Raw genomic sequence first — 23,504 nt, forward strand, 5'->3', positions numbered from 1 at the left:
CGATGCTGACACGACTTCTTTCAGGTGACATGCCGCGTAGCGGACTTTTGACCGTACTTTTGCTGGGGATCCTTGTTTCACTTGCCTTCGCGCCCTTCCTTTTCCCGGGAACAAAGTCCTTGGAAACGGCCGCAAAGATCTGCATTTTCATCGTTTTGGTGGCAAGTTACGACCTTCTGCTCGGATACGCCGGGATTGTCTCCTTCGCGCACACAATGTTCTTCGGAATTGGTGCATATGGAACCGCTCTGGCGCTTTCAACCACGGGGCCAACCTACAGCTCAATGATCTGGGGAACGGCCGCAGGAGCCATCGTTGCGGGCATTTTCGCCCTGGCAATCGGCCTGTTCTCGCTCCGGGTGAAAGCAATCTTTTTTGCAATGGTCACCCTCGCAGTCGCCAGTGCATTCGCAGTTCTGATGTCCCAGCTGTCGTGGCTGACAGGTGGCGAAGACGGTTTGAACTATGGTGTTCCGCGGGAGTTTAAACCAGCCTTCAAGCTGATCGACGAGAAGATCCTTGACGTCCGGATCAACGGCAAGCTGCTGCTCTACTACTTCGTATTTTTCGCCTCTGCCGCGCTTTTCCTGATCATGCTGAGGATCGTGAATTCGCCATTTGGCCGGACGCTCAAGGCCGTGCGTGACAATGCTTTCCGGGCCGAAGCAATCGGATACAAAGTTGTCTGGTACCGCACGACCGCAACGGTACTTTCAGCTGTTATGGCCGCGCTTGCCGGATCCCTGCTCGCCATCTGGCTCCGGTACACAGGCCCGGCCACGACGCTCTCGATGGAGATCATGATCGACATTTTGTTGATGGTCGTGATTGGAGGGATGGGAACTTTGTACGGCGCTGTGGTTGGGGCAACCATTTTCATTCTCGCACAAACCTACCTGCAGAACCTCATGGGCCTTGCGGAAACGGCAACAAGCTCAATTCCCATCGTCTCGACGCTGGTCGCGCCCGAACGATGGCTCCTTTGGCTTGGTGTTCTGTTCATACTGTCAGTTTACTTCTTTCCGTCAGGTATTGTTGGACGGCTTCGGGAAGGACGTGCGTGAAAGCGCCAAAGCTTAAGATCAAAGACACCGGAGCGGGACGGCCGCTGGTCATGTTGCATGGCTGGTCTTGTTCCGGCGTATTCTTTGCGCAACAGATGACTGCTATGGTCAATGAAGCCCGCTGCATTGTTCCGGATCTACCCGGCCACGGAGAAACGGGGGGCGCGTGTCCACTGACCATAGAAGCTGCGGCAGATGACTTGCACCGATATCTCATCGATCAAGACATTGAGGATGCCATCTTATGCGGCTGGTCCATGGGCGCATTGGTTGCCTTTTCCTTGATCGAAAGGCATGGCGCAGGCCGCATCTCCGCGGTTGTTTCGATCGACATGTCGCCCAAAGTCTTGAACAGCGGGGATTGGCCGAACGGCACGCTGAACGGACTGAACGACGAGGGCAACCAGCATTTCCTTAATGTGATGATTGCGGATTGGCCAAGGCTTCCCCCGCTCATCGCGTCGCGGCTTTACGCAGCCGATGGCGATACGCCTGCCGAACTGATTGCCTTTGCCCGAGACGAAATCCGAAAGGCGGACCCCGTACTTCTTCAACCGATGTGGCGGTCGCTTACCGAACAGGATTTCAGGCCACTGTTGCAAAAGTTTCCAGTACCCTTGCACTTGGTGGCAGGCGTTCAGAGCCAGCTATACGGGCCGGGGGTCCAAGCATGGCATGCTCAGAATGTACCCGACTTTACGCTACATCCTTTTGCCAATTCGGGTCATGCGCCGCATTTGGAAGAACCGGATGCGTTCAACAAGTTGCTCTCGGCTGTCTTGAGGGACACTCCAACCGCGCAGAAAGGCTGAGAGGCTTGGTCACTCTCTCGGACTAACGAAGGCGCTGCTCAGTCTTTGCATCAAAGTAAAATGCGTTTTGCGGATCAAAAGCGACCGATGCACTCCCCTTTGAGACCGGAACATCATCGCCGTGGGTTTCGACAATGATGCGTTCTCCCGTCGAACAGACAAGGTACGTGTAAGACACCCCGCCGAGCTGTTCGCAAAGATCTACCTCCGCGCCCGATGCGCCAGCCGTCGCCGTCAGGTGCTGCGGACGCAGCCCAACCAGCACCTTCTCTCCCTTGGGAGGCAGCGTAACAGACGTTTCAGCCCTGAAATCGCCGAAAGCGGGCACAATCACGGCCCCTTCATCGGCAATCCCCTCAATGAAGTTCATGCTTGGCGAGCCGATAAAGCCGGCAACAAACTTGTTTCCAGGGTTTGCGTAAAGCTCCATTGGCGATCCGACCTGCTCGATATTGCCGGCCCGCAGCACAACGATCTTGTCCGCCAGGGTCATTGCCTCAACCTGGTCATGCGTGACGTAGATCATGGTTGCCCCGATATCCTTGTGTAGGCGGGCAATTTCAACACGCATGTCGACCCGCAGCTCCGCATCAAGATTGGACAGGGGCTCATCGAAGAGAAAAACTTCTGGCCCGCGGACGATGGCGCGGCCGATTGCAACGCGTTGACGCTGCCCGCCTGATAAGGCTTTGGGCTTGCGCTTAAGGTATGGTTCGAGCTTCAGAATTCGCGCCGCCTCGGAAACCTTTTCCTGAATTTCCGCCTTCGGGTGACCGGTCATCTTCAGGCCAAAGCCCATGTTTTCTTCTACCGTCATGTGCGGGTAAAGCGCATAGGTTTGAAAAACCATCGCAACGCCGCGCTCTGCCGGATCCATCGCTGTTACATCACGCGCGCCAATCTCGATTTGGCCGTCAGTCGTTTCCTCAAGCCCGGCAATCATCCGCAGCAAGGTGGACTTCCCGCATCCAGATGGCCCTACGAAAACGCAAAATTCTCCATGATCAATCTGGAGATCCACGCCATGAATGACTTCCAGATCCCCATACTTTTTGATCGCTTTCGTCAAAGTGACGCCGGACATGAATTCAAACTCCCTGGAGTTTTTAGTTGGGGAACTGCCAATCCTGAACGGCCATGGCAATCCGGTTGGCTGTCTCGAGTAAGGCCGGGAGGGCCTGGTTCAATTCCTCAAGGCTCTTGCGCTGCGTGCTTGTTGTGATTGAGAGCGCCGCCAAGGGCCGCCCTTTGGAAGACAGGATTGGCGCTGCGACACACACAATGCCGGGCTCATGTTCTTCCCTGTCATAGGCCACACCTTCGGCCCGGATTTGGTCCAGTTCAGCGCGCAGAGCGCACTCACTGGTGAGCGTTGCCGGAGTGTATTGGTAGAACGCTTGCTTCCGGATGATCTGCTCAAGATCGCCAGGCTCCTGGAAAGCCATGAGCGCTTTTCCAACCCCTGTGCAGTATCCGGGGCCGATTTTTCCAGCTTGCGAATACATGTCGATGGGATCGGCCGCATTCCGCTTGTCGACATATAGCACCTGCCCTCCATCGAGCTGTGCAAGATGGACGGTCTCTCCAACAAGTTCAGACAACTGGTCGATGTAAGGCTGTGCAATCGGGGCGATAGAACTCTGGCGCCATGCCGCATGGGCTAGCCGGACCAGACGAATGCCAAGGGAATAGGTTTGCCGCCCATCATCATAGGCAAGCATACCCTGACTGACCAACGTCTGCAGGAGCCTGTAGAGGGTCGCCTTCGGGTGAACACTGTCTGCAAGCAGCTCGGAAAATCTTACAGGCCGCCCAATCGACGCAACGCGGTCGAGAACGTCGATCGCCTTGCCGACTGTGCCGTCGCCCTGAGCCTGCTTGTTCATGTTGCACTCCTCCCGATCCGTTTCTTGCGCCGGACTGTTGACAACTTAACCGCCCCAATCCAAAGTATCAATATACAAAACTAAGTTTCACATAATGGAACCACCAGGGAGGAAACCATGCGTTCCATGTTGAAGACGTCAGCTGCCGCGATTGCCATTTTGGCAGCATCCATAAGCGGGGCTACAGCCGACAGCCTGTCAGGCGACCTCAAAATATTCCTAGACACATCAAACCCGGCGCCGCGCGCGACGATGGAAAAGGCAATTGCCGATTTCCAGGCGCTTCATCCGGATCTGAACGTCGAAACAACGGTGATCGACCGGGAGGCTTACAAGACCCAGATCCGCAACTTCCTGACCGCAAATGCGCCGGACGTTGCGACATGGTATGCGGCTAACCGCATGCGCCCATATGTGGAAGCTGGGCTTTTTGAAGATGTTTCGGATTTGTGGGCAGAGCCGGAGATCGCAGAGGGACTTGCCTCAACAAAAGGCGCAATGACGATTGACGGCAAGCAGTGGGGCGTCCCCTACACGTATTACCAGTGGGGCGTTTACTACCGCAAAGACATCTTTGACGAACTGGGGCTTTCCGAGCCAAAGACCTGGGAAGAGGAAAAGGCCAACTGCCAGAAAATCATTGATGCCGGTAAAAAGTGCTACACGATTGGGACCAAGTTTCTTTGGACCGCCGGCGGATGGTTCGACTATTTGAACATGCGCACAAATGGCTTTGACTTCCACATGGACTTGTTGACAGGGAATGCATCCTGGCAGTCTGACGAAGTGCGCCAAACATTTGCCAACTGGCGCGAGCTGATCGACATGGGCGCCTTTATCGACAATCACCAGACCTACAGCTGGCAGGAAGCGCTGCCGTTCATGGTTCAAGGGGATGCAGCCGCCTACCTGATGGGGAACTTTGCAGTGGCGCCGCTACGCGATGCAGGCCTGACAGACGATCAGCTGGACTTTTACCAGTTTCCGGCAATCAACCCTGATGTCGAAATGGCAGAAGACGCACCAACCGACACATTCCATATTCCGGCAAACGCCCAGAACAAGGAAGCGGCCCGCGAGTTCCTGCGCTACGTCGTGTCACCGGACGTCCAAACCTGGATGAACAATGGCGAAAACCTTGGTCAGTTGCCGGTGAATGCGAATTCTTCGGTCGACAACGACAAGTTCCTCGTCGAAGGCTTTGAAATGCTCTCGACCAATTCTCCAGGTGGTGTTGCCCAATTCTTCGACCGCGATGCGCCCGCAGAAATGGCAAAGATTGCCATGGAAGGGCTTCAGGAGTTCATGGTCAAGCCGGACAATCTGGACCGTATCCTGCAGCGGCTCGACCGCGCACGTGAGCGCATTTACGACAACTAAGCTCCGCACAACCGGAATGCGGACAGGGTGCCTTTCGCGCCCTGTCCCTGCTTCAGCCAAACCATTGCATTGCAACACAAGCAAGCAGCATCAAGAGACGGTTTCATGGCCCAAGCGTCACGCGCGGAAAGACGCCAGACATCCTGGTGGCACCAAAACCAGCAACAGCTGACACCCTGGCTTTTCCTTGCGCCGGGCATCCTGTTTTTCTTGTTTTATGTCATCTTTCCGATTTTCCAGTCTTTCAACCTGTCGCTCTATGAGTGGGACGGGCTTGGGGAGGCTGAGTTTGTTGGGCTCTATAACTACGAAGAACTGTATTGGGACGATGCCTTTTACACATCGCTCAAGAACAACGTCATCTGGCTGGCGCTCTATCTGTTTGCGATACCGGCTGGTCTGTTCATTGCGTTGTTCCTGAACCAGACCGTTGTCGGTATCCGGCTCTACAAATCCCTCTTCTTTTTTCCATTTGTGATTTCGCAGGTGGTTGTGGGCCTTGTCTTTACATGGTTCTACGATCCGACTTTCGGTCTTTTGAATGCGATACTCGGCTCGGTCGGCATTCCCCCGGTCAACGTGCTGGGCGATGAAAACTGGGTCACAATCGGCATCATTGTCGCGGGTCTTTGGCCTCAAACAGCCTATTGCATGATCCTCTACTTGACCGGTCTGAATGCTGTCGATCCGGAGCAGATCGAAGCCGGACGCCTCGACGGCGCTAAAGGCTGGCGTATGCTTTGGTACATTATCATTCCGCAGCTCCGGCCCGCGACTTTCATCGCCTTCGTGGTGACGATTATCGGGGCTCTACGCTCCTTTGACCTGATCTCAATCATGACCAATGGCGGCCCTTTCGGTGCCAGCCGGGTTCTCTCGTTTTACATGTTCGAAGTCGCGCTTTCCGAATACGGCTTCAGAATGGGTTATGGCGCCGCCATCGCGGTTGTCCTGTTCCTAATCATGCTGGCTTTCATCGCCTATTTCCTGTGGTCGATGTACAAAGAAGAGAAGGCCCGCTGATATGTTTCCAACCCCTATCGAGCGCACATCGAGAACTTGGCAGGTGTCCTACCAGGCACTGTTGCCGCTGGCCCTCATCCTCTGGCTCTTGCCATTGATCGCGGTTGCGGTCTTCTCCGTCAAACCGGACTCAGACTTCGCACAAGGCAACTATTGGGGGTGGCCGTCTTCTTTCGAGGGGTTCACAAACTACTCGCTTGTCTTCCTGCAGTCAGACATGCCGCAGTATCTTCTGAATTCCTTCAAGATCACGATCCCGACGGTCATTGGCGCGGTTGCCTTGTCCTGTATGACAGGCTTTGCGCTCGGCATTTACAAGTTCAAGGCGAACATCTGGATCTTCTTCATGTTCGTGGCCGGAAACTTTGTACCATTCCAGATTTTGATGGTGCCGGTTCGAGATCTCACACTGCAGATGGGCCTTTACAACACAATCACCGGCTTGGTGCTGTTTCACATCGCATTTCAAACCGGCTTCTGCACCTTGTTCATGCGCAATTTCATCCGGGCGCTTCCGTTTGAGCTGATCGAGGCTGCCCGGGTTGAAGGGATTCCGGAGTGGAAGATCTTCTGGTACGTGGTGTTGCCTCTGATGAAGCCGGCCATTGCCGCCCTGTCCGTCTTGATCTTCACCTTTATCTGGAACGACTACTTCTGGGCTGTTGTGCTGACCCAAGGTGTTGAGAGCCAGCCGGTAACTGCGGGCATAACATCTTTCAATGCACAGTACCGCGCTGCCTATCATCTCATGAGCGCCGGATCGATCGTGGCCGCTTTGCCGCCCGTTGCGATGTTTTTCCTCATGCAACGGCACTTCATCGCAGGCCTCACCCTTGGTGCCGTAAAATGATACGCACATGGCATCTCGGCGGTCACCAGCAAAGTCTTGTTCTGGCAAGCTTTCATAACCAGCTGCCGGAAGCAGTCTATTGGGGCCCACCCCTTCCAGAAACTGATAATCTGGAAATGATTGCGAATGCTAACCGGCAAGACGTTACCGGCGGCATGCTGGACCAAAACCCTCCGCTTAGCTTGTCACCTGAAGTTTCCAAGACATTTCCAGGCGAAGCCGGTCACAGTCTGCGCGATAAAAACGGAAACAGTCTAGCGCCGCGTTTTTCGTTCCATGAGGAAGAAAACGCCGAGACCGGCGTAGCGCTCACCTTCAAGGACAGAGACCTCGGACTGACCTTGCGGTTCGCATTGGAAGTTTGTGGCAGGACATCAATTTTAAAGCTCGAAACAGAGTTGAAATCAGATGCCCCAATCCAAGCTGACTGGCTTGCAGCGCCAGTTCTTCCAGTGCCAAGCCAGACGAACCAGATGATCGAGTTTTCGGGCCGCTGGTGCTCGGAGTTCCAGACCCGGCGCCTTCCATTCGCACCGGGGGCGAGAACCCGTGATAACCGGACCGGCCGGACCGATCATGCGCATTTTCCAGGGCTCATTGCCGTAAGGCCTGGAACGACCAACACCTCCGGTGAGGCCTACGCCTTTCATTATGGCTGGTCCGGCGGTCACAAGATGGTGGCCGAAGAGCTGTTTGACGGACGGCGGCAAGTTCAGTTTGGCCATGCCTCCAGAACCGGCAAGCCTGGAACACATTTTCAAAGCGCGCCCCTTTACGCCACTTACACATCGTCTGGTTTGAACGGGGCAGCGGTCTCCTTCCAGCGTTACTGCAGAACCGGCCTTGTGACGGCCGCACGCAATCCGCGCCCCGTCCATTACAATTGCTGGGAAGCGGTTTACTTCGACCATAATCTGCATGAACTGAAATCAATCGCAACAAAGGCGCACGAGCTTGGCGCGGAACGCTTTGTTCTCGATGACGGCTGGTTCGGGCATCGAGACGATGACACGTCTTCCCTCGGGGATTGGGTCATCGATACCCGCAAGTATCCGGACGGCCTCACTCCGCTTATTGATCATGTGACAACGCTCGGCATGGAATTTGGCATCTGGTTCGAGCCGGAAATGATCAACGAGGACAGCGAGCTTTTCAGGGCCCATCCCGATTGGGTGCTGGGACCGGCGGACCAGATCCGCGGACGGCAGCAATTGGTACTCGATATGAGCCGAAACGAGGTTCAGGACTATCTCTTTGCGCGCATAGCCGCCGTGTTGCAGGACAATGCAATTGGCTACATCAAGTGGGATCATAACCGGGTGCTGCCGGTCGCCGACGCTGCACAAGCAGAAGGCACCTACGCTTTGCTGGACCGGCTGCGGGCAGCATTTCCGGATGTTGAGATTGAAAGCTGCGCGTCGGGCGGCGGCCGTATCGATTACGGGATCCTGCAGCGCACCCAAAGGGTCTGGCTCTCCGACAGCAATGACGCGCTGGAGCGGCAACGCATCCAGCACGATGCAGCGCTGTTTTTGCCCGGAGCAGTGACCGGGTCTCATGTCGGGCCACGAACCTGCCACACCTCTGGCCGGATGCTGGACATCCGCATTCGCGCCTGGACAGCCGCACAGCGGCACATGGGGTTTGAAATGGATCCCCGGGAACTGACCGATGAGGAGGCAGGCGTTCTCCGGAAGGTCACGAGCTGGTGGAAAGCCAACCGCGATTGGCTGATGCTTGCGGATATCCTGCGCCTCGACAGTTCGGATCCCGCCATAATTGCGGAACAGCATCTAGCGAAAGAGGGTGACCGGTTCACTGTGTTCGCCGCCCAGATAAAAACCTCCGAGCAGGTATTGCCGCACCCCTTGCGCCTAACTGGACTGGAAGCAGGTGAGACATATCGCGTCAAACTCTTGAACCGCGAGGACGCGCCTGGTTTGTCCCGCGGCACCCCGCTTCTAAAAGCGGAAGACTTGACGGTGGGTGGTCAATATCTGATGAGCCACGGCGTGACTCTGCCATGGCGCTTTCCGGGGACGATATGGGTGCTGGAAGGCCATAGAACTTGAGCGGTTTAGGCCGCAACAACAACACCGGCGCATAAGCTGGAGAACGTCGAACGGGAACGTTTTATGTACGCGAATTATCCGGATCTGAAGGGCGCATCTGTCTACATCACGGGCGGTGGCTCGGGCATTGGAGCATTCCTTACCGATGGTTTTCTAGCCCAGGGCGCAAAAGTGGCCTTCATCGGCCGGAGTGATGCCACCAGCTTTTGCGATACCATGGAACAAAAGCACGGCCGCCGTCCGCTTTTCCTTCATGGGGACATCACGGACATTCCTCTTTTGAAGCGGACCATGGACGAGGCCGCCGAGGCTCACGGGCCAATTACAGTGCTTGTGAACAATGCGGCCAATGATCAACGCCATTCAACGGAAGAAGTGACGGAAGACTTCTGGGATTGGGCGCAGGCAGTGAACTTGAAGGCCTATTTCTTCGCCTGCCAGCATGTTGTGGCGGGCATGCGTGCTGCCGGCGGCGGATCGATTATCAACTTCACATCCATATCCTACATGATGGGCAATGCCGGTTATCCTGCATACACAACCGCAAACTCCGGCATCAACGGGATGACCCGAAGCCTGGCCCGTGAATTCGGACCGGACCGGATCCGCGTGAATGCGATCGCACCTGGGTGGGTTCTGACCGACAAACAGAAAGAAATGTGGGTCACACCGGAAGGTCTGGCTGCGCATTTGGACCGCCAGTGTTTGAAAGAGGAGCTTGCCCCGGAAGATATGGTTGATCCGGTCCTTTTCCTCGCGTCCAAAGCCAGCAAGGCAATGACCGGTCAAGCACTCGTTGTCGATGGCGGCGTCGTGGTGAGCGGATGACCAGCGGGGCAAAAGCATCCTGGATTGCAGCGGATTGGGGAACGACCAATCTGCGTGTCTGGATGCTGGATGAAGTTGGGGGCATTGTTCATCACGCCTCTTCAGAAAAAGGTATGGGCAAGCTGGAACGCCGTGAATTCGAACCTGTCTTGCTTGACCTCATCGATCCGTTCTTGACACACGGCCAAAAAACACCGGTCGTCATCTGTGGAATGGCCGGTTCCCGGCAGGGATGGGCGGAAGCGCCCTACAGATCCGCTCCCTGTGGTCCACCATCGATTGAAGACGCAACAGCAGTGATCACAAAGGACGCGCGCATCGATGTTCGCATTCTGCCCGGGATCAAACAGCTTGATCCTGCGGACGTCATGCGCGGGGAAGAAACGCAGATCGCCGGTTTTCTGGCTGATCATCCAGATTTTACCGGAACACTGTGCCTCCCGGGAACGCATACCAAATGGTGCGAGATCAGCTTCGGAATTGTGAAGCGTTTTCGAACATTTATGACTGGCGAGATATTTTCACTGTTGAGTGAACAGTCCGTCTTGCGCCATAGCCTTTCGAAAAATGCTCCCGATACTGAGGCCTTTACGAACGCGGTGAAACACTGTGTCCGGGAACCTGAAAGCCTTGCAGCCGAACTCTTCGGCATCCGGGCCGGGAGCCTTGTCGCCGATCTTTTACCCGAAACCGCACGGAGCCGCTTGTCAGGCCTTCTGATCGGTTCGGAACTTGCATCGATCACCAAAAACTTCAGCGTCCGTCGAGCGGTTATCCTTGGCAGCGACCATATTGCCCAAGCCTATGCGACAGCCCTGTCAGGGCTCGGTCACTCCCCTCAAGTAATGGACGCCAGCGCCATAACGCTGCGGGGGCTGACCCTCGCCCATAACGCTTACCGGAGGCTGCCTCAATGAGCCGGAACATCATTGCAATCTTGCGCGGGCTGGATCCACGAGAGGCTCTTCCAATCACTGAGGTGATCATCAACGCGGGCATTACCCGGATCGAAGTGCCTTTGAACTCGCCAAATCCGCTTAAGAGCATCGAGGCGATGGCGACCACATTCTCCAGCCAAGCAGAAATCGGAGCTGGAACGGTTCTTGAGATCGAACAGGTTCATCAGGTGAAGTCGGCCGGAGGCACCTTGATCGTGTCGCCCGATTGTAACCCGGACGTTATTCGGACCACCAAAGCCGAAAACATGAAATCGTTTCCAGGCGTAATGACCCCGACAGAGTGCTTCACGGCTCTTCGGAACGGTGCTGATGGTCTTAAGTTTTTCCCGGCGTCCTTGATTGGCCCCGACGGTTTGAAAGCCATTATGGCTGTTCTGCCCAAAGGCACCCCAACATACGCTGTTGGTGGAGCCGGGCCGCATAACTTTGCAAATTGGTTTGAAGCTGGCGCCACAGGGTTTGGAATTGGCACAGCGCTGTACAAGCCAGGCGCGACCGCTGCGGATGTCAGCGAAAAGGCCGCACGGATCGTTGCCGCATACGATCAATCTGTTATGGCCGGAAAATAAGCAAATGAACCAAATCTTCGACGAGCGCCAATGCCTTTTGGGCGAGGGACCTTTGTGGCATCCGGAACGCCAGCAGCTCTTCTGGTTCGACATTTTGAACAACAGGCTGCTGACCCTGGAGAAAGGTCAACCAAAGCAATGGCAATTCGATGAATTTGTCTCTGCCGCGGGATGGGTCACCCAGGATGCACTGTTGATCGCCAGCGAAAGCCAGTTGTTTCTTTTCGATCTTAACACCGGCCAGAGCCAAAAACTGTTCGAGCTAGAGGCTGACAATCCGATGACCCGGTCCAACGATGGACGCGCCGATGCATTCGGCGGGTTCTGGATTGGCACAATGGGGAAGAATGCCGAGACGGGCGCCGGAAGCATCTATCGCTTTTACAAGGGGGAAGTGCGGCGGCTCTTCAAAAACATCACAATTTCCAATTCCATTTGTTTTACTCCGGACGGAAGAGCCACTTATTTCGCGGACACAGCCACAAACGAGATCAAAAAGGTGGACCTGGATGCCGAAGGATGGCCGGCTGCACCACCAGAAACCTTCATTGATTTGACCGCTAAAAAGCTCAATCCCGACGGATCGGTTGTTGATGCGGACGGATATCTCTGGAACGCACAATGGGGCGCGAGCCGTGTTGCGCGTTACTCTCCTAAGGGCGAGTTTGTATCGGCGGTCCAATTTTCTGCCGAACAGGTTTCCTGCCCGGCTTTTGGCGGGCCAGACCTGAAGACGTTATTTGCAACGTCGGCAGCTGATGGGCTGTCAGGCACGGATGACGGGAAGACATTTGTTTATGAAGCCGGAATCAAAGGACAGCCGGAACATCGGGTGAGACTATGACCGAAGCCCTCAAGCGCACACTCGGCACCTGTTATTATCCAGAACACTGGCCCGAAGAGATTTGGGAGGCAGATGCCAGGCGCATGAAAGACACCGGCCTCACTTGGGTCCGTGTCGGCGAGTTTTCCTGGTCACGCCTTGAGCCTGTACCGGGTGACCTTCATTTCGAGTGGCTCGACAGAGCGATCGACATTCTTGGGAAAGCCGGTCTGAAGGTTGTGCTCGGGACACCAACGGCAACGCCGCCGCGCTGGATGATTGACAAGCATCCGGACATGGTCGCAGTTGATGCACACGGGAACCCGCGCAAGTTTGGCTCACGCCGTCATTATTGTTTTTCCCATGAAGGGTACAAACAAGAGAGCGACCGGATCGTGAAACTCCTGGCGGAGCGCTATGGCCGCAACCCTTACGTGGCAGCCTGGCAAACCGATAATGAGTATGGCTGTCATGACACGATCCTGTCTTACTCGGACGCAGCCAGAACCGCGTTCCGTCTTTGGCTGCGCGACCACTATGGAACAATAGAGGCACTTAACCGGGCGTGGGGAAATGTCTTCTGGTCAATGGAGTACCGGTCCTTTGAAGAGATCGATCTGCCAAACCTGACCGTTACCGAACCCAATCCGTCTCACACTCTGGCATTCCGGCGGTTTTCATCTGATCAGGTCGCTGTATTCAACAAGCGGCAGGTGGAGACAATCCGCGCACATTCCAGCGCCCCAATCAGCCACAACTACATGGGGCGGATCACCGACTTTGATCATTTCAAGGTCGGGGACGATCTTGAAATCGCGACCTGGGACAGCTACCCGCTCGGGTTTCTGGAAGACCGGGTCGGCGCAGCGCCAGATCATCAACGCACCTACGCCCGCCAGGGCGACCCTGATTTTCAAGCCTTTCACCACGATCTTTACCGGGCCGTTGGCAAGGGCCGCTGGTGGGTCATGGAACAACAGCCCGGACCGGTGAATTGGGCCCCTTACAATCCGGCGCCCACGAAAGGCATGATGCGGCTTTGGGCCTGGGAGGCCTACGCTCACGGGGCAGAAGCGGTCTGTTACTTCCGTTGGCGCCAAGCACCCTTTGCGCAAGAACAAATGCATGCCGGTATGCTGCGGCCGGACAATGCGGATGCACCTGCCCTGCAGGAGGCAAAACAAGTCGCGGAAGAACTGCGCAGCGCTCCAGATGTGTCATCGCCCCAGGCTCCGGTTGCCCTGATATTCGATTACGACGCGGATTTTGCATGGGCGGCCCAGCCGCACGGCGCCGGCCTCAGCTACTTCCAACTTGTCTTTGATGTCTATAAGGCGCTTCGCAAACTGGGTCTGTCTATCGACATATTGCGTCCAGAAACACGGGATTTCACAGGCTACAAGATTGTTGCAGCGCCTGGATTGATCCACATGCCGGAAGACCTGAAAAGAGCTTTGAGCGGATGCAGCGCGCAGGTTCTGCTGGGACCGCGAACAGGAGCCCGTGACAAGAACATGGTCATACCCGTCCCGTTGCCACCGGACATCCCAGGCTTGGATGTTACTGTGACGCGGGTCGAAAGCCTGCGGCCCGACATGCCGCTGGCGCTGAAAAAAAGCGGCACGGCCGCAGGGTGTTTTCGAGGCTATCGCGAGGAACTTGAAGGCGCCGCGGACATAGTTCTCGAATTGGAAAACGGGGAGCCGGCTGCTTTTTCGAACGGCCACATGACATATGTCGGTGGCTGGTGCGATGAGGAAGGATGGCTTCATCTGTTGCGCGACTTGTGCAAGAGCGCGCGGGTCCAGACCTTTGAGGTGTCAGGTGGCGTCCGCTGCCGGGATACCGATGGCACCCGTATTTGGACGAATTACGGCTCCGACCCCGCTGACACTCCAGCCGGGCGGATCGAAGCCGCCGGAGTTTTGTTTGAAAACCTCTAATCCGAAGTCATCAGTTGCTTGAGAATTGATGTGTAGTTTTCGACGCCCTGAGCGCCCGTAATGAGGTGCCTACGATCAAAGATGACGGCGGGGACGCCCTGTATGCCGTTCTGCGTCCAGAATGCTTCTTCCTGACGCACGTCATCAGAAAACCTCTGGTCCGCCAAAACCTTCAAAGCCTCTTCGCGGTCAAGTCCAACATCTCCGGCGATATCCGCCAGTATTTCGTCATCGTTGAGATCTTTCCGGTCCTGGAAATAGGCCTCGAATAGCGCCATTTTCAAGGGATGCTCTTTGCCCTCGGGCCCTGCCCAATGAAGCAGTTGGTGCGCCTTGAACGTATTGACCATGCGCATGTCATCGGCAAAACGGAATTCAAACCCAAGGTCTTTTCCAACTTCGGAAAGCCGGTCGCGCGCGCCCTGGGACTGTTCGGCAGTCGACCCATATTTGCGCATAATGTGGTCGCGAAGGTTCTCACCTGCTTGCGGCATATCGGGGTTCAGTTCAAATGGATGCCATTTGATCGCAGCGGAAATACCTGTCTCATGGATGGCTTGTTCAAGCTGCTTGAACCCGACAATACACCACGGGCAAACCACATCCGATACGATGTCAATTTGGAGCACGTCTCCCAAATCACTGTCAGATATCTCGGCCATTTCGAGTTCCTTTCCACCACTGTCTAAAGCGTGGCATCTCCTTTGGGCGGCGGGTTCCAGCCGCGTTCGTCACGGCCCTCTCCAGCACCTGCATGTTCGGCCCGCATGAGCTCGAACAATGTTGCCGACTGGGCCCGCATCGCATCGATATAAGACTTATCGACGCCGCCGTCATTGTAGTTGTCGCGCAGATTTTCCAGCATGTTGATATCGTGCTTGCGGAAGGCACGTGTGCGGGTCCGCGCCCTGAAAGGATGTTCCCCCAAAGCAATCAGGGCTCTTCGCCCGACTGCAAGCCCACTCTCAAAGGTCTCCCGTTCCGCGAGCAGGGCGCCAGCTCGTTCGAGCTCATAGACATGGTGGCGGTCCCGGGCACGAGCAAGAATCTGTACCTTCGGGTATGTTTTTGCCACGTGCTCTACCACCATCAACTGTTTGTCTCGGTCGTCGAGCGCTGCAATGAAAAGATCCGCCTCTTCAAGACCTGCCGTGTGAAGGAGATCAGGCCGGGTGGCATCCCCGTAAAATGTCTTGATACCGATGCGGCCCAAATTCTCAATCGTTTGCGGGTCGTGATCCAGAATTACGACATCGTAACCGGCCGTAAGCAGGAGACGTGAGACAACTTGCCCAAAGCGGCCCATACCTGCCACGACAACACGCCCCTTCTTGTCAATGACATCTGGTGCGCGCTCGGTTTGAATGACAACACGCGGCGCAATGGCTTTTTCGTAAAGTATGAATAGAGCCGGTGTCAAAAGCATGGACAATGCGACAACGAGGGTCATGGTTTGCAAAAGATCCGGAGGAATAACCCCTGTTCCGCCAGCAATACCGAAAAGGACAAAAGCGAACTCGCCCGCCTGGGCAAGGCCAAGGGCAAACAGCCAGCGGTCTGCCCCTTGCAGTTTGAAGACGACCGCAAGCGCAAAGAGGCACAAAAACTTCACCAGCACCACACCAACGGCCAGCCCGGCAATCAAAAGCGGCGCTCCGAACAGCAAGTCAAAATCAATGCCCGCACCAACGGTCAAAAAGAAAAGCCCCAACAATAATCCCTTGAACGGCTCGATGTCACTTTCCAGTTCGTGACGATAGTCACTGTCTGACAAAACCACTCCGGCAAGGAAGGTACCAAGCGCGGGCGACAGGCCAACAAAGTCCATCAGAAGCGCGATCCCAATGACGAGCAGAAGCGCAGTCGCGGTAAAAATTTCACGCAGACGCGCTTCTGCAATGAAGCGGAAAACCGGACGCAACAAGTGGCGCCCTGCGATAATGATCCCGGCAATCACGGCAAGGATGATCACAGCCTGTGCCCAGCCCGGCAGAGCAGCCAGCGCTTCTCCGCCATGACCGCCCCCATGAGCCTGGTCCCCGTGCTGGCCGCCCCCGTGATAGCTGCCAAGTGCCAGCAACGGCAGGACTGCCAGCATCGGGATGACCGCAATATCCTGAGTAAGTAAGACCGAGAAAGAACTCTGCCCGCCTGTGGTGCGCAGCCATCCTTTTTCATTCAGCGTTTGAAGAACGATTGCGGTCGAGGACAAGGCGAGGATCATTCCCAGTGCCAAGGCGGTCTGCCACGCCAGACCCAAGGCAAGCCCGATCAATCCAAATACCGCTGTTGTTCCGGCAACCTGCAACCCGCCCAAACCGATCAACTGTTTCCGCATGTTCCAGAGCATTGCAGGCTGCAGCTCAAGACCCACCAAAAACAGCATCATGACAACGCCGAATTCTGCGAAATGCTGGACCTCGGTTGTTTCTGAACCAACCAGGCCAATGACCGGGCCAATCACAACACCGGCAATCAAGTATCCGAGGACAGACCCGAGCCCCAACCGGTTCGCCAACGGCACCGCGATAACGGCCGCGCACAAATACACAAATGCTTCAGACAAAAGCTCCATCACATCGCTCCCGTCTTGATAAGAAATTCATCCAAAACATCGCCCAGAAAGGGCGCCGCTGCCGCTTTCTCAAAATCCAGCCGATCAGCAACCAGTGCCTTGAGCAAATCGTCATAAGCATTCCGGTGGATATCAAGCTGATTGCCTTCTGATGCCCGCCCGGCGCCAAACAATGCAAAGGGCGCAAGGTACCGCATGCCGCACAGGTGAGCAGTGGCTTCAAACGGAAGCAAAAGACTGCGCAGATCGGCGTGGTTCAGGCCGGCTTGCGAATAGGCATCCGGTTTTGCACCTGCGGTAATCGCATTCATGAAGGTTTTCCCAGCTAGCGCCGTACCATGCTTTCCGTAAGCGAAGCCATGCTCCAGAACCAGGTCCTGCCACTCCTTCATAATCGCGGGCGCCGAGTACCAATAAAGCGGATGTTGAAAGACGATTACGTCATGCTCGACCAGCCTTTGCTGCTCCCTGTCCACGTCAATGTCGAAGTCGGGGTATTCAGCATAAAGATCGACCGGGGTAACGCCTTGAACGGCTTTCGCCGTCTCAAAAAGCGGACCGTTTATCTCGGATCGGTCAGGCCTCGGATGCGCGTAGATAACAAGAGCTTTTGCCAAGGGACATTTCCGAAAGGGTTGACCGGAAACCGGTCCACAGCGGCCCGGTTACCAGTGTTCGACAACGCTGAGCTCGCAGCGCGATTAAGGTTTCAGAATGCTACGCCTTCTTCACATCACCTGCAAAACGCGCAGCGTTTTCCTTCAACAAGGTTTCTTCATCCGCGTCCCCCCAAAAGGCCGGTTACGCTTTGGCCCCGGCCACAATTGGCCAGGGCTTGAAGTCTGACCACAAATGAGAGATTAAGTTACATTATTCAACTAGTATACTTTTTGTAACCTAAAGCCGGAGAGTGTTTCCAAGTGGCAGGGCGGGTTAAAACAGTTGGCAAACGACGCATCGTGCTAGAGGCCTGCACGGAGCCATGCCCGATCGAGCGCGGCATGCGCATTCTTGGAGGGAAATGGACGGGCTCGCTGCTGTGGCATCTCAAGGATGGCCCCGTACGCTTCAACGACCTCGCCCGCATGCTTGGCGGTGCTAGCAAGAAAATGATTGCTGAACGGCTACGCCAACTCGAAGAGCGTGGTCTTATAACAAGGACCGTGGTGCAAAGTGCACCAGTGTCCGTGGAGTACGATATTACCGAATTTGGGGCATCAGCGCTCAAGTTCCTGGATGAATTGAAGGTTTGGTCAGAGAACCTTCCAAAAGACCAACTGGTTTACAGCTGAACCTATGACCAAACACCGGCCGCAGATCAACGCTGACGGCCGGTTTGGATCACCTCATGGTACAGCTGCTTCTCGTCCTGAGGGCGACCAGGCCCGGATGCAACGCTATAGGAATTTAAGCTTGCGGATCTCAGATCTCATCGAGCCCGACGGCCCGTCTTTCTGCAACGGATTTTAGAGCCGCTTCGGCAAGCGCGAGCGCCCGCAACCCGTCCTCGCCATTGGGCGCCGGCGCTCGGTTGTTCACAATCGCATCCACGAATGCTGCGATCTCCGCGGCATAAGCCTCTGTGTAGCGGGTCATGAAAAAATCATGTAGCGGCGGCTTCAGGTATCCTTCTGAAGTTGCCAGCTCGATGGAGACCGGACGCTGATTTTCGGCCGCGATTGCCCCCCTTGAACCATGTACCTCGATCCGTTGATCATAGCCATAGCTCGCACGGCGGGAATTGGAGATGCTGCAGTGCTTGCCGGAAACGGTGGTCAGCACGATTGTGGCACTGTCGTAGTCACCCAGTTTTCCAATTTGCGGGTCTACAAGAACGGAGGCAGTGGCGTAGACCGAGGCGATTTCCTCAGCCAGCAAATATCTCGCCATATCAAAATCATGGATCGTCATATCCCTGAAGATGCCACCCGACACCTGGATGTAGTCCGGCGGAGGCGCCCCCGGATCGCGGGACGTAATCTGGACCATTTCAACGTCGCCGATCCGTCCCTCTTCGATCGCATCCCGGACAGCCTTGAAATGCGGGTCGAAACGGCGGTTAAATCCAAGCATCAAGGTCGCGCCAAGTTTCTCGACAGTGTTCAGACACGCCTTGACCCGCTCCAATGAAAGATCGATTGGCTTTTCGCAGAAAATGGCTTTGCCGGCATGCGCAAATTTCTCAATCAGGTCGGCATGGGTATCGGTCGGCGTGCAAATAACGACAGCATCTACATTGGTATCGTCCGAAACCTCATCGATTGCCGCAGTACGGGCGCCATATTGATCCGCCAAAGCCTGTGCTGCGTCCGGAAACGCATCAGATACAGCGTACAGCTCGGCACCTGCAGTCGATGAGATCGCTTTTGCGTGCACTTTGCCAATACGTCCTGCGCCCAGGACGCCAACCTTGATGCCCATTTTCCGTCCTCCCGCTGACCGGCTGCCTTATAGACTTTCATCGGCATCCCGGATTAGAATAAAAATTCCAAAATCATCTTCGTTGGAATGTGTCAAGCTTGAATAGCCAGAGCCATGAATGACGGCCTTCCCAAAAGTTCCAACGGAACCACTCCCCTCACAGTTGCCGCATTCTTTAAGCAGTTGGGCACACGAGCCGACCGGCTTCCGAAACGGCTGAAACAATGCGCCGACTTCATTGCCGCGAACCCTGATCGCGTCGCAGTTTCCACGGTTGCCGAGCTGGCCGAGGCCGCAGGCTTGCAACCATCTGCAGTGATGCGGTTTTGCAAAGAGATGGGTTTTGAGGGTTTCTCGCAAATGCAGAAGTTGTTCCGGTCCGACTATGCCCAAAATTGGCCGGACTATCCAACACGGCTGGCCCAGCTGCGGGATCACGGAACCGACAGTCCATCGGCGCTTCTGGCTGAATTTGTAGATGTGGGACGCGCCTCACTTGAAAACCTGCTGGCTACGATTGAACCCGTATCGCTGCAACAGGCTGTCGATGTTCTCGTGCGGGCTGACACCATTCACATGGTTGGCTTCCGGCGCGCTTTTCCGGTAACGGCCTATTTGGCATACGCATTTGAGAAAATGAGTGTTCCTGCCATGCTTCATTCCGGTGTGGCAAACATCAACATGCAACCCCTTATTCGCCCGAAAGACGCGGTCATTGCAATTACGTTTTCACCCTACACGCAAATGACACTCGACATCGCGTCAGAGGCGCGGAAAGCCGGCGCAAGTCTCGTTGCGATCACAGACGTGGTTACCAGTCCGCTCGCCAAGTTGAAGGCCACCCACTTGCTGGTTTCCGAATTGGACGTCGGTGCCTTCCGGTCGCTTTCGGCAAGTTTATCCCTCTCAATTGCCCTCGCCGTCGCGGTCGGGACCCAAAGAAACAAAGCGCAAGGAACCCATGATGGCTGATCTTCTCGTCAAACCGGTTGGAACATCGGGAAAAGTCCATGACATCACACCGCAAAGCGCGCATTGGGGCTATGTCGGTTTTGGCCTCTATCATCTGCAGGCGGGAGACAAGGCTTCGGAACTGACTGGCGACCGCGAAGCCATCCTTGTCTTGGTTGAAGGCAAGGCAAACATAATCGCTGGTGACATCTCCTTTGGGGAGCTTGGAGACAGAATGAGCGTCTTTGAGCGGAAGAAGCCGCATTGCGTTTACGTTCCAAACGGCAGCAGCTGGTCCGTCACCGCGACAACGGCCTGCGTGGTCGCCGTTTGCACGGCACCTGGCAAGGGCAACTTCCCGGCTCGTGTGATTACGGACATCGGTCTTGTTGAGCGCGGCAAAGGGGCGAACACCAGATATATTCACCCGATCGCCATGGAGGAAAGCGATGTTGCGGACAGTCTTCTTGTGACGGAAGTTTTCACGCCGCAGGGAAACTGGTCGTCCTACCCGCCGCACCGGCATGATGAAGACAACTATCCTCACATGACCTATCTCGAGGAGACCTATTACCACCGCCTCAACCCCAAACAGGGTTTTGGCTTTCAGCGTGTGTTTACGGAAGATGGTGCGCTCGACGAAACAATGGCTGTTTCAGATGGCGATGTCGTGCTGGTCCCTAAAGGCCATCACCCCTGCGGAGCGCCGTACGGATATGAGATGTACTATCTGAATGTGATGGCCGGTCCGCTTCGCAAGTGGCGGTTTCAAAACCATCCAGACCATGACTGGATCGCACAGCGTGATGCAGGTTGAACATCAACCCAAAACAATCAGGCGCCATCTAAGCGCCTGTGTTCTTACATGCTCATCTGGCGACCCTATCAGGCCGCCAAAAGAATATGATCATGCGGCAATGCATCGCTAAACTCCACGCCGCAACCAGATCCCGTGTGGCGGACAACGGTTGCTTGCAGACGGCTTCCATCCAGGAAATCGAGAGTTAATTTCTCGCCAAGCGGCAATTCGGACATGTCCATGATTTGGGCGCCAGTCGAACTAACATCGATAAGCTGCACGGTTCTCTTTTTTCCGTGAGCGAGTGTTATCGTGACATCCTCAGCAATAGCCTTTCGATCGGCCTTCCTTCGGTCTTCGACATCTTTGGTAACGCCTTCCAGGAATCGCTCAACTTCACCGGCCAGACTGTTGCTTGCGTCAGATACGAGATCAGCGGCCGAGTTGACAGCTGTCGCCTCCTCCGAGGTTTGCAGAACAGCTCCTGACACGGTTGTCATGCTACCGGCTGCATTGGTCGTGCTGTCACTCGCCGACTTGGCAGAACGCGCGATCTCCTGATTTGCAGCGCGCTGTTCCTCAATTGCTCCGGCAACAGATCCGGTCAGATCTCGGATCTCGGACACTTTTTCAGCAATATTCCCGATAGCTCCAGCCGCATCGCGAACAGAGCTCTGAATACCGGTAATCCGTCCGGAAATCTCGTCCGTTGCCTTGGACGTTTGTTCTGCCAACTCTTTGACTTCGGAAGCCACCACAGCAAATCCGCGCCCGGCTTCACCAGCACGAGCTGCTTCAATTGTTGCATTCAGCGCAAGCAAATTGGTTTGCGCGGCAATATCCCGGATCAAGTTCACAACGCTACCGATGTGTTCCGCAGCTTCTGAAAGCGTTTGAACGTTTTCGTTGGTCGCTTCTGCGGCGGCTACTGTTTCCGCGACAATCCGGATCGTAGCCTCGGTCTGATTAGCAATCTCCTGAACTGTTGCCGTCATTTCTTCCGTGGCAGCTGCGACAGCTGCTACGTTTTCGGAGGCACTGCTTGAAGCATAGCCGGCGTGATCGGATTCCGATTTGGCATTCGAGGCCAGGTCTTCGAGGGTCGTTGCTGCTTGCTGCATTCTCTCCATTTGATCCCCGACCGTAGCAAGACGGTCCTTCATGACAGATTTGAAGTCACGAATCAGGTTTTCCAGAAATGCCTGACGTTGACGCTCTCGATCCCGCTCCCCCCGCGCATGAGCTTCAAGCTCCAACCTTTGAATAGCATTGTCACGGAAGACATCGACCGATTTGATCATCTCTCCAATTTCATCTGCACGATCAGAGTTATCGAGTTCAATCTTTGTATCACCGGTCGCAAGGCTGTTCATCGCCGCAACCAGTTTGTTGATCGGCTGCGTGATTGACCGTGCAGCAAAGAACCCGGCCAGCGCAGCAACACCGAGCAGAACGGCACCGAACAACAGCATTCTGTTTCGCATTGCTATGACCGGCTCATAAGCTTCAGCGTAGGCTTGCATAGCGACAATGGCAAAAGGTTGCCCCTGATACTCGAAGCGCAGGGCTTCAATATCGAGCCTTTTTCCGCGATGGAGGGAATCGTACCCAAAGGCCTGTCCGTCTAAAAACGCCTCTTCAATGATCGGGCTTTCCAACCGAGTTGCAAGAATATCGTTCTGATCCGGGGTGTATTCTGTGTCATTGCGCATCAGGCGATCTTCGCCGATCAATGCCAGCTCACCCGTCTCGCCGAGCCCCAGGTTGTGGCGCATCAACGCATTAATCTTGTCGATCGGCATTTGAAAAGCGAGCACTCCGATTGCCTGCCCATCAGCCTTCACCGGGTAGGCCATAAAGCTTGCGGGCGCATCGTAGCTCGGCCCGTAAGGCGCGAAGTCCTCGAAGGCAACAACGTGATGCTCCGTGATTTGCATCGCTTTCCGGAACACCTCTCCCAGATCGGATGACGCCCATTCCCCGCCACCAGCCTGAAAGTTGGTCGCGTAATCCAGCTCCTTGAATACGGAGTAAATCAGGTTGCCATGAGCATCGAACAAAAACACATCATAGTATCCTTCATCCTGTTGCAGCTCATGAAACCAAGGATGGTACTTTGCGTGCATTGCATCGTACGGACTGCCCGTTTTGGCATCGTAAAGCTTGTCTTTTTCTCCCGTCGGATGCGGGTTCTCGTTGATGTAGGCTCGTTGCAGCTCGCTTTTGAGATCAATGCCGTTAGCGGACATCTCTTGCCAAGCATTTGAAAAATCTTGAACGGCAGCAACAGTTCCAGGGTTTTCAGCAATCAGATTCAATTGCCGCTCAATAGTTTGAAGGTAATTCAGCGTCTCATCTGCTCCAACCCGTGCTGCTGCAAAAAGGCGGGCTTCAGTCAGTTGTTGGAGGCTCGCACTGGACGTCAGATAGCTCAACACCCCTATGCCGATGCCTACCGCCGCCGCGCACCCAACCACCAGAGCCGGTATTTTCTCTGAAAGCTTCATCCTAGTCTTCACCCCGAATAGCTAGATGATTCGAGGATTGAC

21 protein-coding genes are annotated in these 23,504 nt (G+C 55.3%); 14 read left to right on the forward strand and 7 right to left on the reverse strand.

Translation table 11 applies throughout. From position 1 onward, the window contains the following. Positions 1–2 precede the first annotated feature (2 nt). On the forward strand, positions 3–1,064 hold the full coding sequence (locus tag E1180_RS05945; RefSeq protein WP_155190253.1) for a branched-chain amino acid ABC transporter permease: 1,062 nt from the start codon (positions 3–5) through the stop codon (positions 1,062–1,064). Then, the gene (locus tag E1180_RS05950; protein ID WP_208996965.1) at positions 1,061–1,876 is read left to right on the forward strand and encodes an alpha/beta fold hydrolase; all 816 of its coding nucleotides are present in this window, start codon (positions 1,061–1,063) and stop codon (positions 1,874–1,876) included. Before E1180_RS05945 ends, E1180_RS05950 begins: the two co-directional genes overlap by 4 nt. A gap of 22 nt (positions 1,877–1,898) precedes the next feature. Here the strand turns inward: E1180_RS05950 and E1180_RS05955 are convergent, their stop codons facing one another. Together E1180_RS05955 and E1180_RS05960 are read right to left on the reverse strand one after the other, a co-directional pair. Continuing rightward, positions 1,899–2,960, reverse strand: coding sequence for an ABC transporter ATP-binding protein (locus E1180_RS05955; RefSeq protein WP_155190255.1), 1,062 nt, complete (start codon positions 2,958–2,960; stop codon positions 1,899–1,901). Between the two features lie 22 nt (positions 2,961–2,982). Continuing rightward, a complete protein-coding gene (locus E1180_RS05960; protein WP_155190256.1) occupies positions 2,983–3,762 on the reverse strand; it encodes an IclR family transcriptional regulator in 780 nt (259 codons plus the stop codon). A 117-nt stretch (positions 3,763–3,879) separates the two neighbouring features. On the opposite strand from E1180_RS05960, the gene E1180_RS05965 reads away from it, so the two are divergent. The 9 genes from E1180_RS05965 to E1180_RS06005 all read left to right on the forward strand — a co-directional run bounded on the left by E1180_RS05965 (position 3,880) and on the right by E1180_RS06005 (position 14,209). Further along, positions 3,880–5,142: an ABC transporter substrate-binding protein gene (locus tag E1180_RS05965; protein WP_155190257.1), complete on the forward strand. Its 1,263-nt coding sequence runs from the start codon at positions 3,880–3,882 to the stop codon at positions 5,140–5,142. A gap of 105 nt (positions 5,143–5,247) precedes the next feature. Beyond that, positions 5,248–6,165 carry a carbohydrate ABC transporter permease gene (locus E1180_RS05970; protein WP_155190258.1) on the forward strand — a complete coding sequence of 306 codons (918 nt, stop codon included), beginning with the start codon at positions 5,248–5,250 and terminating at the stop codon, positions 6,163–6,165. A gap of 1 nt (position 6,166) precedes the next feature. Next, positions 6,167–7,015 (forward strand): carbohydrate ABC transporter permease, encoded by an 849-nt coding sequence (locus E1180_RS05975; protein WP_155190259.1) that lies wholly within the window; start codon positions 6,167–6,169, stop codon positions 7,013–7,015. Next, positions 7,012–9,087 (forward strand): alpha-galactosidase, encoded by a 2,076-nt coding sequence (locus E1180_RS05980; protein ID WP_155190260.1) that lies wholly within the window; start codon positions 7,012–7,014, stop codon positions 9,085–9,087. The genes E1180_RS05975 and E1180_RS05980 overlap by 4 nt, the downstream gene beginning before the upstream one ends. A 63-nt stretch (positions 9,088–9,150) precedes the next feature. Further along, positions 9,151–9,915 (forward strand): SDR family NAD(P)-dependent oxidoreductase, encoded by a 765-nt coding sequence (locus E1180_RS05985; RefSeq protein ID WP_155190261.1) that lies wholly within the window; start codon positions 9,151–9,153, stop codon positions 9,913–9,915. Next, positions 9,912–10,832: a 2-dehydro-3-deoxygalactonokinase gene (locus E1180_RS05990; protein ID WP_155190262.1), complete on the forward strand. Its 921-nt coding sequence runs from the start codon at positions 9,912–9,914 to the stop codon at positions 10,830–10,832. The genes E1180_RS05985 and E1180_RS05990 overlap by 4 nt, the downstream gene beginning before the upstream one ends. After that, positions 10,829–11,443 carry a 2-dehydro-3-deoxy-6-phosphogalactonate aldolase gene (locus E1180_RS05995; RefSeq protein ID WP_155190263.1) on the forward strand — a complete coding sequence of 205 codons (615 nt, stop codon included), beginning with the start codon at positions 10,829–10,831 and terminating at the stop codon, positions 11,441–11,443. Before E1180_RS05990 ends, E1180_RS05995 begins: the two co-directional genes overlap by 4 nt. Before the next feature lie 4 nt (positions 11,444–11,447). After that, positions 11,448–12,287: an SMP-30/gluconolactonase/LRE family protein gene (locus tag E1180_RS06000; RefSeq protein WP_155190264.1), complete on the forward strand. Its 840-nt coding sequence runs from the start codon at positions 11,448–11,450 to the stop codon at positions 12,285–12,287. Beyond that, complete coding sequence (locus tag E1180_RS06005; RefSeq protein WP_155190265.1) at positions 12,284–14,209, forward strand: beta-galactosidase; 1,926 nt, start codon at positions 12,284–12,286, stop codon at positions 14,207–14,209. Before E1180_RS06000 ends, E1180_RS06005 begins: the two co-directional genes overlap by 4 nt. On the opposite strand, the gene E1180_RS06010 is transcribed toward E1180_RS06005, so the two are convergent. Genes E1180_RS06010 through E1180_RS06020 form a run of 3 tightly spaced genes read right to left on the reverse strand, consistent with a single transcriptional unit; the run spans position 14,206 to position 17,401 of the window. Further along, a complete protein-coding gene (locus E1180_RS06010) occupies positions 14,206–14,871 on the reverse strand; it encodes a DsbA family oxidoreductase (RefSeq protein WP_155190266.1) in 666 nt (221 codons plus the stop codon). The genes E1180_RS06005 and E1180_RS06010 overlap by 4 nt on opposite strands. 23 nt (positions 14,872–14,894) lie before the next feature. Then, positions 14,895–16,784: a monovalent cation:proton antiporter-2 (CPA2) family protein gene (locus E1180_RS06015; RefSeq protein ID WP_155190267.1), complete on the reverse strand. Its 1,890-nt coding sequence runs from the start codon at positions 16,782–16,784 to the stop codon at positions 14,895–14,897. Further along, positions 16,784–17,401: an NAD(P)H-dependent oxidoreductase gene (locus tag E1180_RS06020; RefSeq protein WP_155190268.1), complete on the reverse strand. Its 618-nt coding sequence runs from the start codon at positions 17,399–17,401 to the stop codon at positions 16,784–16,786. Before E1180_RS06020 ends, E1180_RS06015 begins: the two co-directional genes overlap by 1 nt. 384 nt (positions 17,402–17,785) lie before the next feature. On the opposite strand from E1180_RS06020, the gene E1180_RS06025 reads away from it, so the two are divergent. Then, positions 17,786–18,076, forward strand: a complete 291-nt coding sequence (locus E1180_RS06025) for a winged helix-turn-helix transcriptional regulator (RefSeq protein ID WP_155190269.1) — start codon at positions 17,786–17,788, stop codon at positions 18,074–18,076. A gap of 130 nt (positions 18,077–18,206) precedes the next feature. On the opposite strand, the gene iolG is transcribed toward E1180_RS06025, so the two are convergent. After that, positions 18,207–19,205, reverse strand: coding sequence for an inositol 2-dehydrogenase (iolG, locus tag E1180_RS06030; protein ID WP_155190270.1), 999 nt, complete (start codon positions 19,203–19,205; stop codon positions 18,207–18,209). Between the two features lie 114 nt (positions 19,206–19,319). Between iolG and E1180_RS06035 the strand changes: the two genes are divergently transcribed. Beyond that, a complete protein-coding gene (locus tag E1180_RS06035; RefSeq protein WP_155190271.1) occupies positions 19,320–20,177 on the forward strand; it encodes a MurR/RpiR family transcriptional regulator in 858 nt (285 codons plus the stop codon). Then, positions 20,170–20,973 (forward strand): 5-deoxy-glucuronate isomerase, encoded by an 804-nt coding sequence (gene iolB / locus E1180_RS06040; protein WP_155190287.1) that lies wholly within the window; start codon positions 20,170–20,172, stop codon positions 20,971–20,973. The genes E1180_RS06035 and iolB overlap by 8 nt, the downstream gene beginning before the upstream one ends. 68 nt (positions 20,974–21,041) lie before the next feature. On the opposite strand, the gene E1180_RS06045 is transcribed toward iolB, so the two are convergent. Beyond that, positions 21,042–23,462: a methyl-accepting chemotaxis protein gene (locus tag E1180_RS06045; RefSeq protein ID WP_155190272.1), complete on the reverse strand. Its 2,421-nt coding sequence runs from the start codon at positions 23,460–23,462 to the stop codon at positions 21,042–21,044. Positions 23,463–23,504 lie beyond the last annotated feature (42 nt).

This window comes from Roseibium denhamense, assembly GCF_009711415.1.
Lineage (GTDB): Bacteria > Pseudomonadota > Alphaproteobacteria > Rhizobiales > Stappiaceae > Roseibium > Roseibium denhamense.